15 protein-coding genes are annotated in these 17,390 nt (G+C 56.9%); 7 read left to right on the plus strand and 8 right to left on the minus strand.

Annotation, left to right across the window (positions count from 1 at the left end):
- Positions 1-526 precede the first annotated feature (526 nt).
- From VV088_RS14130 to VV088_RS14160, 7 genes are all read right to left on the minus strand, one after another.
- Complete coding sequence (locus VV088_RS14130; RefSeq protein WP_334601336.1) at positions 527-2,068, minus strand: hypothetical protein; 1,542 nt, start codon at positions 2,066-2,068, stop codon at positions 527-529.
- Complete coding sequence (locus VV088_RS14135) at positions 2,068-3,048, minus strand: carbohydrate kinase family protein (protein WP_334601337.1); 981 nt, start codon at positions 3,046-3,048, stop codon at positions 2,068-2,070. The genes VV088_RS14130 and VV088_RS14135 overlap by 1 nt, the downstream gene beginning before the upstream one ends.
- A 9-nt stretch (positions 3,049-3,057) precedes the next feature.
- Positions 3,058-4,551: a glycoside hydrolase family 32 protein gene (locus tag VV088_RS14140; protein WP_325228775.1), complete on the minus strand. Its 1,494-nt coding sequence runs from the start codon at positions 4,549-4,551 to the stop codon at positions 3,058-3,060.
- Between the two features lie 125 nt (positions 4,552-4,676).
- Positions 4,677-6,353, minus strand: a complete 1,677-nt coding sequence (locus tag VV088_RS14145) for an ABC transporter substrate-binding protein (RefSeq protein ID WP_334601338.1) — start codon at positions 6,351-6,353, stop codon at positions 4,677-4,679.
- 14 nt (positions 6,354-6,367) lie between these two features.
- Positions 6,368-6,583, minus strand: a complete 216-nt coding sequence (locus tag VV088_RS14150; RefSeq protein WP_334601339.1) for a hypothetical protein — start codon at positions 6,581-6,583, stop codon at positions 6,368-6,370.
- 46 nt (positions 6,584-6,629) lie between these two features.
- Positions 6,630-7,535: a carbohydrate ABC transporter permease gene (locus tag VV088_RS14155; RefSeq protein ID WP_334601340.1), complete on the minus strand. Its 906-nt coding sequence runs from the start codon at positions 7,533-7,535 to the stop codon at positions 6,630-6,632.
- Positions 7,536-7,554: 19 nt separating this feature from the next.
- Entirely contained in the window at positions 7,555-8,499 is a 945-nt protein-coding gene (locus VV088_RS14160; protein ID WP_334601341.1) for an ABC transporter permease, read from the minus strand.
- A 387-nt stretch (positions 8,500-8,886) separates the two neighbouring features.
- Here VV088_RS14160 and VV088_RS14165 point away from each other — a divergent pair, with 387 nt between their 5' ends.
- From VV088_RS14165 to VV088_RS14175, 3 genes are read left to right on the plus strand one after another with little or no spacing between them, the layout of a single operon-like run.
- Entirely contained in the window at positions 8,887-9,951 is a 1,065-nt protein-coding gene (locus VV088_RS14165; protein WP_300693180.1) for a LacI family DNA-binding transcriptional regulator, read from the plus strand.
- A complete protein-coding gene (locus VV088_RS14170; RefSeq protein ID WP_300693179.1) occupies positions 9,948-10,610 on the plus strand; it encodes a YesL family protein in 663 nt (220 codons plus the stop codon). Before VV088_RS14165 ends, VV088_RS14170 begins: the two co-directional genes overlap by 4 nt.
- Positions 10,607-11,338 carry a hypothetical protein gene (locus VV088_RS14175; protein ID WP_334601342.1) on the plus strand — a complete coding sequence of 244 codons (732 nt, stop codon included), beginning with the start codon at positions 10,607-10,609 and terminating at the stop codon, positions 11,336-11,338. Before VV088_RS14170 ends, VV088_RS14175 begins: the two co-directional genes overlap by 4 nt.
- A gap of 69 nt (positions 11,339-11,407) precedes the next feature.
- On the opposite strand, the gene VV088_RS14180 is transcribed toward VV088_RS14175, so the two are convergent.
- Complete coding sequence (locus tag VV088_RS14180; protein WP_334601343.1) at positions 11,408-13,405, minus strand: glycoside hydrolase family 31 protein; 1,998 nt, start codon at positions 13,403-13,405, stop codon at positions 11,408-11,410.
- 132 nt (positions 13,406-13,537) lie between these two features.
- Between VV088_RS14180 and VV088_RS14185 the strand changes: the two genes are divergently transcribed.
- The 4 genes from VV088_RS14185 to VV088_RS14200 are packed head-to-tail and all read left to right on the plus strand — an operon-like array spanning position 13,538 to position 17,244.
- Positions 13,538-14,329, plus strand: coding sequence for an ABC transporter permease (locus tag VV088_RS14185; RefSeq protein WP_334601344.1), 792 nt, complete (start codon positions 13,538-13,540; stop codon positions 14,327-14,329).
- 5 nt (positions 14,330-14,334) lie between these two features.
- The gene (locus tag VV088_RS14190) at positions 14,335-15,144 is read left to right on the plus strand and encodes an ABC transporter permease (RefSeq protein WP_334601345.1); all 810 of its coding nucleotides are present in this window, start codon (positions 14,335-14,337) and stop codon (positions 15,142-15,144) included.
- A gap of 37 nt (positions 15,145-15,181) precedes the next feature.
- Positions 15,182-16,255 (plus strand): phosphotransferase, encoded by a 1,074-nt coding sequence (locus tag VV088_RS14195; RefSeq protein ID WP_334601346.1) that lies wholly within the window; start codon positions 15,182-15,184, stop codon positions 16,253-16,255.
- Entirely contained in the window at positions 16,252-17,244 is a 993-nt protein-coding gene (locus tag VV088_RS14200; protein ID WP_334601347.1) for an ABC transporter ATP-binding protein, read from the plus strand. The genes VV088_RS14195 and VV088_RS14200 overlap by 4 nt, the downstream gene beginning before the upstream one ends.
- Positions 17,245-17,390 lie beyond the last annotated feature (146 nt).

Below are 17,390 nucleotides of genomic sequence, written 5' to 3' on the forward strand. Positions count from 1 at the left end.
TCCACGACAGTAAGTGGATTTCTCTTGAGATACTCTGTCATTGTCCCTTTCAACCCAGACACAGTATCCCAACTAAAATGACCTACAAAAGGTCCTGAGTAATTCACCATTACTCGGGGCCTTTTCTTTGTTTTTATCGGCTTTCCTATCTAAATCGGTTGAAATCCACCTCTAAAAATTCCGATTCCTTTCATTTAAATTCCCTCCAATTCAGATAGCCGCAGTCCAAAATGGTTGGGACATTGGGGGCGTTTTGGGAGGGACTATGACACCATTTGTGGTTGTCCCTTTCAAACTGGACACAGTATCCCAACTAAAATGACCTACAAAAGGTCCTGAGTAATTCACCATTACTCGGGACCTTTTCTTTGCTTTTATCGCTCTTTCTGCTTGAATCAGACAAAATCCGCCTCTAAAAGTTCCGTTGGCTGCGTTCAATTTGGCTGCGGGCAAGCTCTTGCCGCCAGTGTTCTGAACAACCGCCTCTTTCGGCATCACATTCTTCTCCCAAAAACAGAAGAAATGATCAAGGCCGTGTGTACTGTTCCAGCGATGTGAACTGTACGCTGTTATCCTTCGCGAACAGTTGAACAGGCTTGCCGCTGGCGCCATACAGGCGGACCGTAAGGGCCGCCGCGCCGTCGATGTAGAAGACACCTACGGAGCCCTCTTGTATATAGGTAAAGGAATAGGTTTTCCCCGGCTGGAGTTCCGCCGCCGTCTCAGCAATCAGGGTGTCCCCCTCATTGAACCAAAGCTGGAGCTTGTGTTCAGTGGGATTGACCCCAATGAACTTGTTCAATCCGGGGTCGCCGTCAAAGTCAAAGCTCAGGCCAAACATTCCCTCTTTCTCATAGCAGAACTCGCCGCGGATCAGAAAGCTCTCATAGCAGGTAAAGACGTCCGTATAGACGTAGGAATCCTTAGCCTTTACAAGCACCTCCGGTTTCTTTGCCGCCAGCGCCCGGCGGGCGGTAAAGCCTTCCGCGACAGAATCCACCGGCGCCAGCGCCAAATCCCCGTTTTCTTTCTGAATCATCTTCTGTACTGCCAGATTGCCCGCCCAGTCGGTGACTCCCACGGTGGAGGACATCACCTCAGACCGGCGGGCCCAGCCCACCATGTAGGAATTTACGCCGTCCTCCACATGCTTGGCGGCGTAGAACAGCTTGCCGTCCAGCCGCTTGGCCTCTCCATAGGGGCCGTAGGGGGTGTCGGAGCTGGCAAACCAGAGGGTATCGTCCTGGCCCGAGTAGGTGAGATACCAGGTGTCACCCAGACGGAAGGTATCGCTGCACTCCAGGTTCCAGAAGCGTTCCGTGGGGTCGGAGAAGATGATGCCGTCATAGGTGCTGGTCTGCAGGTCGGCGCTCAGTGTAAACTTCAAGATCCGGGCCACGCCGTCCTGGGCGGCGGTCACCGTCAGGGTGATGTTCCCGCTGTCAGGATCGTAGTAGGCCTGGGGGTCGCGGAAGTCCCGCTTCTGGCCCAGCTCCTCGGGCGGGATCAGCTCCCAGTCCGGCCGCTTTGTAAACGCCAAGGGGCTGTCCCCCTCCGCCACCATGATTTTTTCCTTAAACTCCATCGGTCCATCGGTGTGGCCGGTGTAGAACAAATAGTATTTCTCACCCACCTTTACCACAGAACCGGTACCGATCCAGTCATCCTGGGCGCCCGGGGTAGACTCCAGGATCGCCTCGTCATATTCGGTGTAGCGGACAAAATCCGTTGTGGTGGCCAGATAAATGGAGTGGTTGCGGGAATCGCCCTTATCCTTCAGGTAATAGATGTAATAGACGCCGTCCTCATAGAAGGGCATAGTGTCCCCCACATAGGGCTGCTCGCCTCCATCCGGGGCGGGCCGGAAATACGCCTGATAGTTGTAAGCCGCCTCCTGCTGCTCCGGCGTGGTCAGTTGGGAAAAATCTTTGTCCGTTCCCGGGGTGGCAAAGCTGCCGTCACCATCGGAATTTTGTCCGCAGCCGCTAAGTAAAAACGTGGTCAATAAAAACAACACCAGGCAGACCGGCGCGGCCCCAATATTCATTCCAGCGTTTCCCTTCCGCATCACAGACCACCTCTGGTTCCGTTCACAAGCGTTTCCACCTCCGTCTGTTCCGGCATGGAGCGGATCGCGCCCTTTCTGGTGGTGACAAGGTAGGCGGCGGCGTTGGCGAAGCGCAGCATATCGGTCAGATCCGATTCGGTCAAATTTTCCGTGCCATGTTCCAGAACAAAATTCAGCGCGCAGGCGCAGAAGGTGTCCCCCGCGCCAGTGGTCTCGATGGTGCCGCCCAGCTTGACGGCGGGGACAAACACCCGTCTGCCGCCGTAGTAGGAGTAGCTGCCCGCCCCACCGGCAGTGACGTTCAAAATGCGGATGTTGGGGTGCTGCTCCTGAAGGGCGGCGGCGCCCTTGTCAAAGTCCGTCTGGCCGGTCATGAATTCCAGCTCATTGTCGGCAATCTTCAGCACGTCGCATTGCCCCAGGCCCCAGGCGATCTGCGCCCGGGCATCCTCCAGGCTGGCCCACAGGGGCGGGCGGAGGTTGGGATCAAAGGACACCAGAGCTCCGGCGTCTTTTGCGCAGGCCACTGCCCGTTTGGTGGCCTCACGCACGCCGGGATGGGTCATGGACAGAGTGCCGAAGTGGAAGATACGGCTATTGGCGATCACATCCTCCGGCACCTCGTCGGCGGTAAGCAGCAGATCCGCACCGGGGTCACGGTAGAACGAGAAATCCCGATCGCCGTTGGCGAAGGTCTGCACAAAGGCCAGGGTCGTGTGGGCGGCGGGGTCCATCACCAGATTCGTCAGGTCGATGCCGGCCTGTTCCACCACCTTGCGGAGCTGGCGGCCAAACATATCCTCCCCCACCTTGCCCACAAAGGCGGTGGACTTCCCCAGCTTTTGCAGCATGGCCAGCACATTGCAGGGCGCGCCGCCGGGGTTGGCCTCCAGCAGCGGATTTCCTTGTTCACTGACTCCGTTCTGCGTAAAGTCGATCAGCAGTTCTCCAAGGGCCACAACGTCAAATGTTTGCTTCATTTCTGCCTCCTATTCCCCGTCCAGATCGTACTTTTCAATGTCCATGGCGACCTTTCCGTCGGCAAAGAACCGGAAGCCGTCCGCGGACTGGTCAGTATACATGGTCGCCGACAGGGTCTGCTCGCCGTGATTGACAAAGATCTCCACACTGAAGCGGTCCAGAATCATGCGGAAGGTGATCGCTCCGCCAGTTTGGGGGACCTTGCACCTCCGCTGGTGGATGATGGCCCGGCGCGAGCCGGAAAATTTGCGGTCGATTTTCAGGATGGACTCGTAGGGCCGGAAGCTGATCGCTGTATGGTAAGTATTGTCCTGCCCGAACCAGACGGAGAATTTTTTGTAGATATGCGCCTCATCGCCGGGTCTCAGGGTGATGGTGACGTCCACCTTTCGGCCCTTGATCCCCTCCAGGGTCAGCTCTCCCTGGAAGTCCACGTTTTGATAGGAGACACGTCCGCTTCGCAGCCCGTCCAGCTCCCGGACCGGCCACTGATACAGCCGGCCATTTTTGATGGACAGCTCCCTGGGCACCGTCATCTGCCCAAACCAGGGGGCCTTCAGGGAGGCGATGGACAGGGTGTCCCAGTTCTGCATCCAGGCGATCATAATCCGCCGCCCATCGGGGGCCAGCAGAGTCTGGGGGGCGTAGAAATCAATGCCGTAGTCAATAGCCTGGTCGTGCTCCTCCCGGAAGGTCTTGCTCTGCTCATCAAAGCTGCCAATCAGGCACAGAGTCCCGTTGCCGTTGTGGTACTCGAACCCGCTGGGCAGCATGTCCTGAGGGCTGGTCAGAAGGACGTAGTTCCTGTCCAGTTTGAAGAAGTCCGGGCACTCCCACATCAGACCGAACCGGCTTTTGTTCTCGGCCAGCACGCTCTCGAACGTCCAGTGGAACCCGTCCGGGCTGGAGTAGAGGAGAATCTGGCCGCTGCCGTCCGCCGGGCGGTTCCCCGCCACGCAGCGGTAGGTTCCGTCCTCCTCCCGCCAGAGTTTCGGGTCCCGGAAATCCACCTTGCTGCCGCCCTCGGGGATGTCGGCGGCGGTCAGAACTGGATTGCCGGAGTACTTCTCATAGTTCACGCCGTCTCCCACCGCGACGCACTGGGTCTGCCTGTCGTCGCTGGTTCCGTCGGGCAGCTTGGGTCCGGCGGAGACCCCCGTATACATCAGCAGCTGCCGGCCGTCAGCCAGCTCCACCGCGCTGCCGGAAAAGCACCCGTCCTTGTCGGCCAGAGTATCTGGAGCCAGGGCGGCGGGGAGGTGCTCCCAGTGGAGCAGGTCCTCGCTGACCGCGTGCCCCCAGTGCATGGGGCCCCATTTGGACTCGTAGGGGTAATACTGATAAAACAGGTGGTATTTCCCCTTGTAATAGGAAAAGCCGTTGGGATCGTTCATCCATCCCACCCGGGAAGACAGGTGGAACGAGGGGCGGGCCTGAGGCGGGATCAGCTGCTCCGCGATCTCCTCATGTCTCCGCGCTTCCCTTAAAATGTTACTGCTCATAGGAACCTCCATCATTGCACACGCCCGCCATAGAGGGCGTTTTATTCTGACCTTTTTAAAACGCCCCCGCCCCCACAGGGAGGGACGGGGGAACGTAGGAACGGCAGCTTTCTGCCTGGGAACGTTTACTTCTGGGCCTCCAGATAGGCGTCGAAATACTTCTGATACAGGGCCACATACTCGTCCAGCTTATAGGACTGGAGGTCGGCCTGGAACTGCTCCCAGTCGGCGTCGGAGAAGCCCTCCAGGACGGCGCGGGCCTTGAACTCGTTGACGCACTTGCCGATATCGGCGCCCAGGTTGGAATCGGTCACGGAGTCCTCCTGAGTCATGAAGAAGCTGGGCAGGCAGTACTTGGCGGTGCAGACGGGGGTGTAGATCTCCTTGATCCAGTCCAGGCGGTAAGCGGCGTCATCGGGCAGAGTGACGTACTCGCCGTAGTAGCTGTCCAGGATGGCCAGGGGGCCGTTGATGCTCTCGGCTTCCCGGACCTCCACGGGGGACTTGTCGCCCAGAGGGGCGTGCTGGAGCATGGGCTCGCCCTTGGCGTTGGTGCCCATGGTGAAGATGTCGAAGCCGTCATCCTCGCCATAGGTGCCCCAGTTGTTCTGGGGGGACTGGAGGGGAGCGTACATCTGGTCCAGCCAGGCGCAGACCAGGGCGGGATTCTCGGCCACGGAGGTGACAACGCAGCGGCCGCGCTGGAAGCCGGAGGTGTAGGAGGCGGTGGCGGGAGTGAGGTTCACGGTGTCAGCCTTCAGCATGGGCAGGGGCGCCCAGCCCTCCAGGGAGGGGGCGACGTTGCCCACGTCCCAGGTGAAGCAGACGCCGTAGCGGCCGCTCTTGCCCTTGGCCACGTAGGTGGACCAGTCCTGGGTGAAGGCTTCCACGTCGATCAGCTTCTCCTCATACAGCTTGTGCAGCCAGGCGGTGCCCTTCTTGAAGCCCTCGGAGGTGGCCACGCTGACCACCTTGCCCTCGTCGGTCACGGCCAGGTGCTTCAAGGCGTCGGGATCGCCATAACCCTCGCCAAAGCCGTTGATGAGGATGAAGGGGTCCTGGCCGCCGTCGTTGACGATGCAGGACATGGGGATGATGTCGCCGTCGATGTTGAACTGGGCTTTCAGGGCAGCGGCGTTGTCACGGAAGGCGATGAGGACGGCCTCGAACTCGTCCACGGTGGTGGGCATCTCCAGGCCCAGGAAGTCCAGCCACGCGGTGTTGATGAAGGGCATGTTGCCCAGCAGCTGGATGGCGGTGTTGTGGTAGCCCAGCTGCTCGATCCAGGGCAGGCCCCAGATGTGGCCCTCCGAGTCCCTGCACATGGCCTCATACTCAGGCACCTGCTCAAAGACCTTTTTCAGGTTGGGCATATACTTGTCAATATAGTCCTCCAGGGGGATGATAACGCCCTGCTTGGAGTACTTCAGCAGATCGACCTCGCCAAAGCCTGCGTCGAACACGAAATCGGGCAGGGTCTTGGCGTTGGACATCTCCAGCTGGATGGTGTCGCCCCACTGGTCTTTCTGAATGGCCCGCCACTCCACATGGACGTTGGTCTGCTCCTCCAGGCGCTGGAAGATGGTGCGGTTGTTGGGGTCGGACTCGGTGCCGGCGGGGAACTGGGTCAGGCCCTTGATGGTGGCCTTCTCCGCCAGGGGCATGGCCACCTCGGCGGGGTCTACCTCCAGGCCCTTGCTGTTTCCGCCCAGCTTGTTGCCGCCGCCGCAGCCTGCCAGCAAACCTGTGGTCATAACCAGCGCCAGGGCAAGGGAGATGCTTCTGCGAACAAACTTTTTCATATCAATTCTCCTTTTTAATTTATTTCAAGTTTCTCAATGATTTTATTCAGGAGTGCCAGCATCTGCTGGTTGGTCTTTTCCCTTGCCTCCACCATATTTCCGGCGGCAATGGCCGCCCCTTCATCCAGGTGTTCCAGCATGGCAATTCCCTCCCGCAGCGCGGTGGTTCCCTCCATGATTTGGTCGATTTTCTGCATGACATATGCGATGGTGATTTTCTCATTTTCCATGGTGCGTCTCCTTTGTCTGAGCAGGTATATCCGCCTGTACGGGGCCTTATCCCTTCACGGCGCCGGCCATAATGCCGTTATCGAAGTACTTTTGGAAGAAGGGATACATGATCATCAGGGGAATGCTGGAGATGATAATCGTGGCGTACTTGAGCAGCTCGGCCAGCTGGGCCCGCTCGGCGGTGCTCTGGATGTCGGAGACCATACCGGCCTCAGGCTGGCTCTGGATCAGGATGGAACGGAGGACCAGCTGCAAAGGCTGCTTAGCGGGGTCCTTCAGGTAGATCATGGCGTCAAAGTAGCTGTTCCACATGCCCACGAAGTTCCACATGGAGATGGTGGCGATGATGGGGGTGCAGACGGGGATCAGGATCTTGAAGAAGTAGGCCATTTCGGTGGCTCCGTCAATGTCCGCCGCCTCCTGGAGGTCCCGGGGGATGCCCTGGTAGTAGGTGCGGGCAATAATCATGTTCCACACGTTGAAGGCGCAGGGCAGCAGGATGGCCAAGGGGTTGTCCAGCAGGTTGAGGTCGTTGATCAGCAGGTAGGTGGGGATCAGGCCGCCGCCGAAGAACATGGTGATGACAAAGATCACATTGAAGAAGCCTCTGCCCCGGAAATCGGGCCGGGACATGGGGTAGGCGGCCAACAGGGTGACGACCCCGCCCAGGATGGTGGCTTCAATGGAGTAGAGCAGGGCGTTCTTAAAGCCCACCCAGATCTGGGCGTTGCCCAGCACCCGCTCATAGGCCATCAGCGTCCACTTGCTGAAATCGAAGGTCACGCCCTTGTTCTGGAGGGTGATGGGGTCGATAAAGGACGAAAGGATGATATAGATAATGGGAAAAATAATGGCAGCCAGAAACAGGCCAAGGATGGTATATGCCACGATCAGGAGGGCCCTGTCGCCGGCGGACTGCCGGGCAAAGGCGCTGCTTTTTTTATGCTTCACACATTCTCTCCCCTTTCTGTCAAATGCCCTTGCCGTCGTTCATTTTCTTGACAACGGCATTCATGGAGATCAGGAGGATCACGTTGATGACGGTATTGAACAGGCCCACGGCGGTGGAGAAGCTGTAGTCGCCGTTGATCAGGCCCTGCTTATACACATAGGTGGAGATGATCTCGGAGGAGGCCATATTCAGGTCGGTCTGGAGGGCGTAGGCCTTCTCAAAGCCGATGCTCATGATGTTGCCCACCGACATGATGAACTGGATGAGCACCGTGTCCTTGATGGCGGGCCACTCCACCGCCTTGATCTGCTGGATGATGTTGGCGCCGTCCAGGATGGCGGCCTCCTTCAGGTCCTTGCTGGCGTTGGAGAGGGCGGCCGTATAAATAATGGAGGCCCAGCCCGCGCCCTGCCAGATTCCGCTGGCAATATAGATGGTCCGGAATGCCTCCGGCATGGTCATAAAGTTATAGTTGGTACCCAAAAGCATGTTGATCATGCCCGTGGGGGACAGAAGAATCCGCACAATACCGCACAGCACGATGACAGAGATGAAGTTGGGCATATACAGCACCAGCTGGATCTTTTGCTTTCTGCTCTTGCTCAGAATGCGGTTGAGCAGGAAGGCCAGCAGAATGGGGGCCGGAAACCCCCACAGCAGGCCGAACACGCTCAGCTTCAGGGTATTGGCCAGGTAGCTCAGGAAATCCGGGGACGTCAGGAAGCGCTCAAAGTGATACATCCCCACAAATTCGCTGCCAAAGATGCCAGCGAAGGGGTTGTAGTCCATGAACGCAATGGCGATGCCGCCCATGGGGATGTAGCGGAAAACAATCGTCAGCACAAAGGCAGGCATGATAAAGAATGCGTACAGCTGCCAGTGCTGCCGGATGTACACCAGAGAGTTGTGCAGCTTGGTGTTTCCGCCCTTTGGGACAACAGCGCTTGTCTGGGGCTTGCTCATAGATCTTCCTCCTTCTGTTTTTTCCTCTCCCAAAAAAATGAGCAAATGCACCATTATAATTTGAACACATGTATTTGCACATTTCTTGGATTTGGTAAGTTTACATTAGCACGACACTTTGCATATGTCAACTGTATTATTGTATTTGCAGTGTAGAATTTTTGGAGCAAATATTGTGACAATTGATGTTGTCATTCGCACAACCTCAAACTTGACATTTGCACCTATTTGTGGTACGATGTGCAAAATAAAATAGAGGAACCTCTGATTGATTCGTGTTTCCCCCGTTTCCGGCGGGGGAAGCGCCTGAACATTCAGGGCTTAAAACAGTGAGAATCGATTCCATCAGAGGTTCCTTGAAAAGGCACAAAAGTGAGGAGGCATTCCATGAAGCGGGTCACCATTCAAGATATTGCGGACGCCCTGGGTGTTTCACGAAACACCGTGTCTAAGGCAATCAACAACTCTGACGGTCTGGCGGAGGCGACAAGGGAAAAAATTCTCCAGAAAGCGGTGGAAATGGGCTATAAGCAGTTCTCCTATGTGGCCGCCCTCTCAGGAAACAGCAGGTTTGTGCCCTCCGGGGACTCAGAGCCCCCTGCGGCAGCCAGCGAAATTGCCGTGTTCACCGCAAACCTCTCTCTGCTGTCCAACCACTTTGCCATCCCCATGCTGGACCGGTTCAAGCAGGAGCTGTCTCAGCTGGGCTATTCGTTCAATATTTATAAGGTGGACCGGGAGAATCTGGCCCAGCACACCCTCCCGGCCACATTTGACCCGGAGCGGGCCAGCGCCATCATGTGCATAGAGATGTTTGACCGGGCCTATGACGAGATGGTCTGCACGCTGGGACTGCCTGTGCTGTTCGTGGACGGCCCCCATAAGCGGTATGGCGATTCTCTCCCCGCCGACCAGCTGCTGATGGACAATACCACCGGGATTACCAAGCTGGTCCATGATTTATTGGGGAAGGGCATCCGGAAAATCGGCTTTATTGGCGATTATGAGCACTGCCAGTCCTTTTTTGAGCGCTATGTCGCCTTCCGTTCCGCTATGACCCTGGCCGGCGTCCCCGTGGACGAGGCGTTCTGCATCAAGCAGCATTCCGCGGATATGGATGTCCCCCTCTCCGCTTTGCCGGAGCTGCCGGAGGTGTTTCTCTGCGCCAACGACTTTATCGCTGTGGACACTATGCAGGCGCTGCGCAAGCTGGGCAAATCGGTCCCAGGCGATATCCTGTTATGTGGGTTCGACGACGCCCCGGAATCCAGGATCATGACCCCCGCGCTGACCACCGTCCACATCCACACCCAGATCATGGCCTTTACCGCCCTCCATCTCTTGCTGTCCAGGATGAAAGAGCCCTATCTGGACTACCGGACCGTCTATACGGCTACTGAGCTGATCTGCCGGGATTCCACAAAGCTGACCGTGAAGGAGGGCGCGACATGAAATTTCTTTCCTACGACAGTCCCTTTGGCCAGCTGGTGATGAAGCTGTGCTACAGCTGCTGCCTGAATATCCTCTGGTTCCTCTGCTGCATTCCCATCGTTACCATTGGGGCGTCCACCACGGCGCTGTACTACACCTCCCTGAAAATTGTCCGGGGGGAGGACCACGCCCTGACCCGCATGTTCTTCCGCTCCTTCCGGGAAAATTTCCGCCAGTCCACTACCCTGTGGCTGATCCTGCTGGCCGTTGGCGGGCTGCTGGCCAGCGACGGATACATTGTGTATCACCTCCGCGCCTCCTCTACCGGCGCCGCCGCCGTTCTGTGGACCTTGACCCTGGCCCTGGTGATCGCCGCGGCGGTGGCTTACACCATCGTTTTGCTGTTTGTCTTTCCCCTGGTGGCCAGCGTCTCCAACACCAACTGGGCTATGCTGAAAAATTCCTTTTTCATCGGGACGCACTATCTCTTCTGCACCATTCTGGTGTTTGCAGTACATTTTGCCATGTTCTTTCTGGTGGTCAGCGTATTTACCCCGCTGATTATCTTCGGAGAGGGCCTGTGCGCCCTGCTCAGCGCCTATCTGATGAACAATGTGCTGCGCGCCTGCTCCTATGACCCGGAGGAGGAGAGCGCCCCAGAGGCTGGTGGGGACATATGAGTCTGACGAGAGAGGAAACGGCCGCCCGGAGGGCGGCCGTTCAAAAGATGAGCCTGGCTGGTAAACTGGAATATATCTTCACCTACTTTAAGCTTCCCATCCTGCTGGGGCTCGTGGCGCTATACCTGGTTTCCTCCGCGGCGTACCGGCAGATCACAAAAAAAGAAGTTATTCTGTACACGGCCCACATCAATATTTCCGCCGGGGATGAGCTGGAAGCCCGATTGACCGGGGGCTTTCTCTCCGCCAGCGGAGCCAATCCCAAACGGACTGAGATCGACCTGTCCCGGGGACTCTATTTGTCGGACAACCCCTCCCTGGAGAACCACGAATATCAGTACGCCTCCAGCCTGAAGCTCATGGCCGCCATCAGTGCGGAGCAGCTGGACGTCGTCCTGATGAACAAGGAGGGGTATGATCTTTTTTCCCAGAGAGGCTATCTCCTGGACCTGTCCGGCCTGCTCCCTTCGGACGGCGCCCTGTACCGCCGTCTGGAGCCTCACCTGGCCGTAAACACAGTGATTCTGGAGGACAACTCCATTGAATACACCCTCAACCAGGCGGAGCAGTACAGGGCGGTGACGGAGGAGGTCGTAAACGGGCTGGACCTCTCCCTGTTCCCCCTGTTTCAGGGGGCCGGCTTCTCGGAGCCCGTATATCTCGGCGTGGTGGGCAACAGCCCCCGGCTTCCCGCCGTTGTCCAGTATATTGCGTATTTGGCATCGTAATCTGCCCAAAACAGGGAGGGGGACAGGCGGTGAAACTCGCTTGTCCCTCTCTGATTGGAGCAGCCCTTTTTATGACATTTTTTTCAGCAGCCTTCTGTTTGCCGGATTATCATAGTCCTTATACGTTCCGTCATCGTCATACAGCCAATATTCAGCCCCCGGATCCCCCAGCAGTTCAAGGGCGTCTGACTGAAGCTCAGCCACGCATTCGGCCGCCTTGGCAACTGGAATACATTTCCCGGAGCGAATAAACAGAGGCACTTCATTCAGGGCAATTTCCACATAATGGTGCCCCGGAGACAATGTCTCTTGCTGGATGGAGCCGTCAGGCATAAACTTGACGAACCGCATTTCTTCTGGCAGATAGACATACCGTCCCTTTGCGTTCTGGGTATAGACGGGGGCAATCATGATCTCCCCGCCCAGCATCAGCTGGTCCTCCACCCGGGGAGCGAACGTGTCTTGTGGATACTCAAAGGCCAGAGGCTTGAAATACAGATCGTCCGAGAGGGCTGCTTTCATATATTCGCTGTAAAGATAGGGCAGCAAACGGTAGCGGACCCCCACAATATGGCGGAAATCCTCCACGCCCTCAAATTGATAGCACTCCTGCGCCCTTGTGTCGATGGCGGAGTGATTCCGCATCAGCGGCGTGAACACACCGAGAGCCAGCCAGCGCAGCAGAAGGTCCCGGGTCGTGTGGCCGCCAAAGCCGCCCAGATCCGCTCCCGCATACAAAAAGCCGCACATATTCAGCGCCGGCATCATTTGCAGATTCAGCAGGATATGGCTCCACCAGGACTTGTTGTCCCCGGTCCAAATCCCGCCGCAGCGGTGCATTCCAATGTAGGAGGAGCGGGAAAACAGCAGAAACCGCTTGTCCGGAGCGATCCGCTCAAAGCCCTCGTCCGCCGCCCTGGTCATGTTGCAGCCAAACAGATTATGTACCTTATCATGGCGGACCATGCGGCCATCTATCTGGTGATAGAAGGCTTTGTAATAGTCCTGATGATTCTGAAGCCCTGTCAGGGCCTCCCGGACCTGAAACATGGATACCGTGCCCGTCTCATCCTCCACATATTCCCGCATCAGCCGGGAGGCCGCCTCCAGCCCCTCCGGCGTATAAAAGATCGCGGGCTCGTTCATATCGTTCCAGAAGCCCTCGATCCCCTGTTCAATGAGGGGACGGTAACAGCCGCCGAACCAGCGTCTGGCCTCCGGATTCAGGACGTCCGGAAAGTGGGTATCTCCCGGCCATACCGCCGCCACAAAATCGCTGCCGTCTGCCCTCTTGCAGAAATATCCGTTTTTGACTCCCTCCTCATAGACCGGGTATCCTTTCTCCACCTTGACTCCCGCGTCGATAATGGGGATCAGTCTGATGTTGCGCTCCTTCATTTCCTTGACAAACCCGGGAAAATCCTCAAATTCCCCTCCGTTTACGGTGAAATCCTTAAAATCCTGCATATAGTCGATATCCATGTAGAGCATATCAATGGGAATGTGATTGGATCGGTATCCGTCCGCGACCCGCCGGAAATCCTCCTTTGTCCGGTAGCCCCACCGGCTTTGGCCGAATCCAAAGGCGAATTTAGGAGGAATATAGCTCCTCCCGATGATTTTCCGGAACTGCTTCACCACCGCATAGGGTGTTTCCCCATCTATCATATAGAAGTACAGATCTGCCTCCTGGCAGCTGATCTCCAAAATATCGGAACAGGTAGAGCCGATATCAAAGGTGACCTTGGCGGGATCATCCACAAACAGGCCAAAATTGTGTTCTCCCGCTATCACGATGAAGTTGTGGGCGCCGTACAGGGACTGTGTGCTCTCCATATGGTGCGGGTCGTCCGAGGCGTGGCTGATGTAGCAATGCCCCCGCTTGTTGATCCCCCTGACTGCCTCGCCCAGCCCATAGACGATATCATCCTTGGCCAGCTCATACCGCCAGCGAAAGCCCTCCTGAAGGCTGACGGTTCCCAGGGGCGGGGCTTCTTCCGTCTCTGTTATATGTTCGGTCACAGCTTCCGTCTCAAAGGGATGTCCGTACTTGAATTTCCAAATCATAGCCATGTGCTCCTTTCGTCTGCCGCAAATGGGTCACCGTTTTTCTTGCGAGTACTCGCGCGTTTACTATAACAGAGCAGCAGGGCTTTGACAACATAAAATAAAAATTTTTGATATCAATGGGGTCTCGAAATGAATGCCTACTTATTTGTCTCCAAAATCAGGATACAGACCGCGCTGGCCTACCGGTTCAACGTGATCTCCACCATTCTGATTCAGTGCCTGATCATGTACGCCATGTCCTGCTTCTGGGCCGCCGCCTACAGCGGCGCGGAGACGGTGTCCGGCGTGAGCCAGCGGGACATGATTACCTACACCACCATCTCCGTCATTATGGGAAACCTGCTGACCATGGGCGTCCAGGACCGGATCGCCCGAAGCGTCCGGACGGGCAGCGTGGCCCTGGACCTGCTCAAGCCGGTCAATATCTACGGAATCTATCTGGCGGAGGACCTGGGTGACTGTGCCGCCGCCTTTTTCCAGAAGGCCGTCCCCCTGCTGCTGGTGGGGACCGTCCTGTTTGGAGTTCCAGCGCCCGCGTCCCCGCTCCACCTTCTGCTATTCCTGCTCAGCTTTGCCATTGGTTACCTCATCAACTGGATTCTGGCGGCCCTGCTGGGGCTGTGCGCCTTCAAGACGCTGACCCTTGGCCCGTTGGCCAACGCCAAAGGCTTTATCATGAAGCTGCTCTCAGGCAGTATTTTTCCCCTGTGGTTTTTCCCCGCCGGGTTTCGCCGGGTACTGGAGGCGCTGCCCTTCATGAACATCTACCAGCTCCCCCTGGGCATCTACATCGGGCAGTACGCGATGGATGAAATCCTGCTCCGCATGGCGCTTCAGTTGTTCTGGTGCGCGGCGCTGTGGGTCCTGTTTCACGTGCTGCAAACGAAAATGGCGGCGGCCATACTGATTCAAGGGGGGTGAGCGGGGTGAAAACCATACGATATTACGCCTCTGTGGCCGCTATCTCCATCAGGCAGTCCATCCAGTCCCGGCTGGAGTACCCCTTTATGCTCATCGGCCATGTGTTGGCCAACTGCATCCAGTGGGTGGTGGGCTTTGCCACCATCAAGTTCGTGGTGGACCAGTTCGGCAGCATCGGCGGCTGGGGCTACGAAAGCTTGGCGTTTTTGTACGGCATGTCGGTGTTGAGCCACGGCCTGGCGGTGGTGCTCTTCATCCAGACCTGGTTCCTGGGTTACTGGATGATCGACGGGGAGTTTGACCGGTTCCTGCTGCGGCCCATGAACCTGGTCTTCCAGTTCCTGTTCGACGACTTCAACCTGATCGGCTTCACCGACATCCTCCCCGGCCTGATGGTGTTTGTCTACGGGTGTGTCAAGGTACACCTGAGCCCAAGCTGCGGCAATATTCTGCTGATTCTCTGCACATTGGCGGGTGGGACGCTGATCCGGGGGGCGGTGTGGATGTTCTGCGGCTCCATGTCCTTCTGGACCAAGAGCCCCGCCAATTTCACCGACATGGTGGGGGAGCTGTTCGAGCGGGTGTCCATGTACCCCCTTACCATCTATCCCCGGTGGGTCCAGACCCTGTTCACCGTTCTCCTGCCTCTGGCGTGGATCACCTTCTGGCCCGTCAAGGACCTCCTGGAGCCGGGAACCGGCATCCTTCCCGTGCCGATGGCGGCCGTCACCCTGGCGGTGGGGCTGCTCCTGTTCGCGGGGAGCTGCGCGGTATTCCGGGCCGGGATGGGGAGGTACGAGAGTGCCGGGAGCTAAGAGAGCGATCATAGCACGAAAGAGGTGTATCTGTTTTATGGATGTTACGGAGATAGTTCAGCTTTATCGCAGGGACCCGCCATCCAGCTGGGAATACAAAGACACCAGCCGGGGGGAGGAGGATTTCCGCCGCACGGTCTTCCCGGAGTGGGCGGATCAGAGGCTGGTCATTAAAATTGCCTGTAATGATTTTACGTCCCCGCGCCGCGTACAGATCTGGCAGAAAACGGCGGCGGCTTACAGCGCGATGGGGTATTACTGTCCCCAGATCATCGCCGGTAAAAATGGGAATCTGGCGGAAACCGTGGAATATGAGGGCAGAGCCTGCGTTGTGTACGCGGAAGAGCGGTCCCGATTTCAGACGGCGGACCAGCTTGGAGAAAGGGTAATCCTGCAAAACGGACGGTATATTTACCATGACGACGCCCTCCGGTTCCTCTGCGAGGTTGGTTCGGCGGGACTGGATTTCGGGGAGTTTCCCTCTGGTTTGTGCATTTTGGAGCGGTTCTGCCCCTCTGACCCCTGTGATGAAATCATGGAGTGCGCCCTGGAGTTCAAGGGGGTCATAGAGGAACAGCTCCCCCAATTTACACAACGGTTTCAGAGAATATGGTCCCGCTTTCTCGCGAATCGCGGTGTTTTGGAGCAGCTGTACAGCCAGCTCCCAGTCTCTGTCTTTCAGGCCGACCTGAACCCGGGCAATATTCTGCTGGACGCTGATATGCGCTTTGCCGGCGTGCTGGATTTCAACCTTTCCGGCAGGGATACCGCGCTGAATGTTTTGTTCCGGGAGCTGTGGATCAATTTTGACGAGGACATCTTCGACAAGAGGGAAAATAACATGTATTATGTGGAGCAGAACAGTGAAAAGGCGCTCCAGTCCTTCCTTGAGAACCTTCTTCTGATAAAAGACAGCTATCACTTTACCCAGGCGGAAAAGAAAGCCGCGCCGCTGCTCTACCGGTATTTGAGGCCCTTCTGGTGGCGTCCCCTTCATGCGCTGAAACGGGATCAGAACGATCCGGCGAAGGTGGGAAAGATCCTGGACTGGATCGAGAATGAGCAGACGCGCAGCATTGATTTTGAGGGGATCATGGAGGCCCGGTCATGAACATCATTGAAGTGAGCCATCTGGTGAAGGAATACAAAAAAATCAAAAAGGAGCGCGGACTGCGGGGGGCGGTAAAAAACCTCTTTGTACAGAACACAGAAACTGTCCGAGCGGTGGACGACATCTCTTTTTCCATTGAAAAAGGGGACATTGTAGGCTACATAGGCCCCAACGGCGCGGGAAAAAGCACCACTGTGAAGATGCTCTCCGGCATCATGCGGCCCACCAGCGGCGAGATCCTGATCGACGGCATATCCCCCCAAAAGGACCGCAAACGGGTGGTGCGGAATCTGGGGGTGGTGTTTGGACAGCGCAGCCAGCTGAACTGGGACCTGCGGCTGGGCGAGACCTTTGAGCTGCTGAAACGAATCTACCAGATCGAGGATAAAACCTACACCGAAAACCTGGGAACGCTCAACGAGATTTTTCAGATCGACCGCTTTATTGACACTCCGGTGCGCCAGCTCTCCCTTGGGCAGCGGATGCGGGGGGACCTGGTGGCGGCTATGCTCCACTCGCCGGAGGTTCTGTTTTTGGACGAACCCACCATCGGTTTGGACGTGGAGGCGAAATATTCCGTCCGGAAGTTTATCAAGGAGGTCAACCAACGGGGCAAGACCACCATTATCCTGACCACCCACGATTTAGGCGATATCCAGGAGCTGTGCCGGCGGGTCATTATCATTAACGAGGGAGCGGTCATTGAGGACGGTTCGCTGGACGAACTGATTGACAAGATCGCCCCTTACCGCCATCTCATTATCGACTTCTATCACCCTGTTACCATTCCCCACCCCCATGCGGAGATTGTCTCCGTCCGTGAGGCCCGCTCTGTCTACCGTTTCCGCAAGGATGAGATCACCGCCGCCCGGCTGATCGAGGATATTTCCCATACGGCTCCCATCAAGGAAGTGGGCTTGGAGGAGGCAAAGATCGATGATATTATTCGGACGGTGTATCACCAAAGAAAAGCTTCAGTGCAGAGCTGAGGAATGCCGGTGTTCCACTGCTCCGAACACGATTCCGCCTTCCGCATCCTTATGTTGTTCCCTTCCAATCCGACACAGTATCCCCACCAAAATGATCCACAAGAGGGCCTGAGCTGACTGCAGCTTAGGCCCCGCTTTGTTGTGCG

It is taken from the genome of Lawsonibacter sp. JLR.KK007 (assembly GCF_036941135.1).
Classification (GTDB): domain Bacteria; phylum Bacillota; class Clostridia; order Oscillospirales; family Oscillospiraceae; genus Lawsonibacter.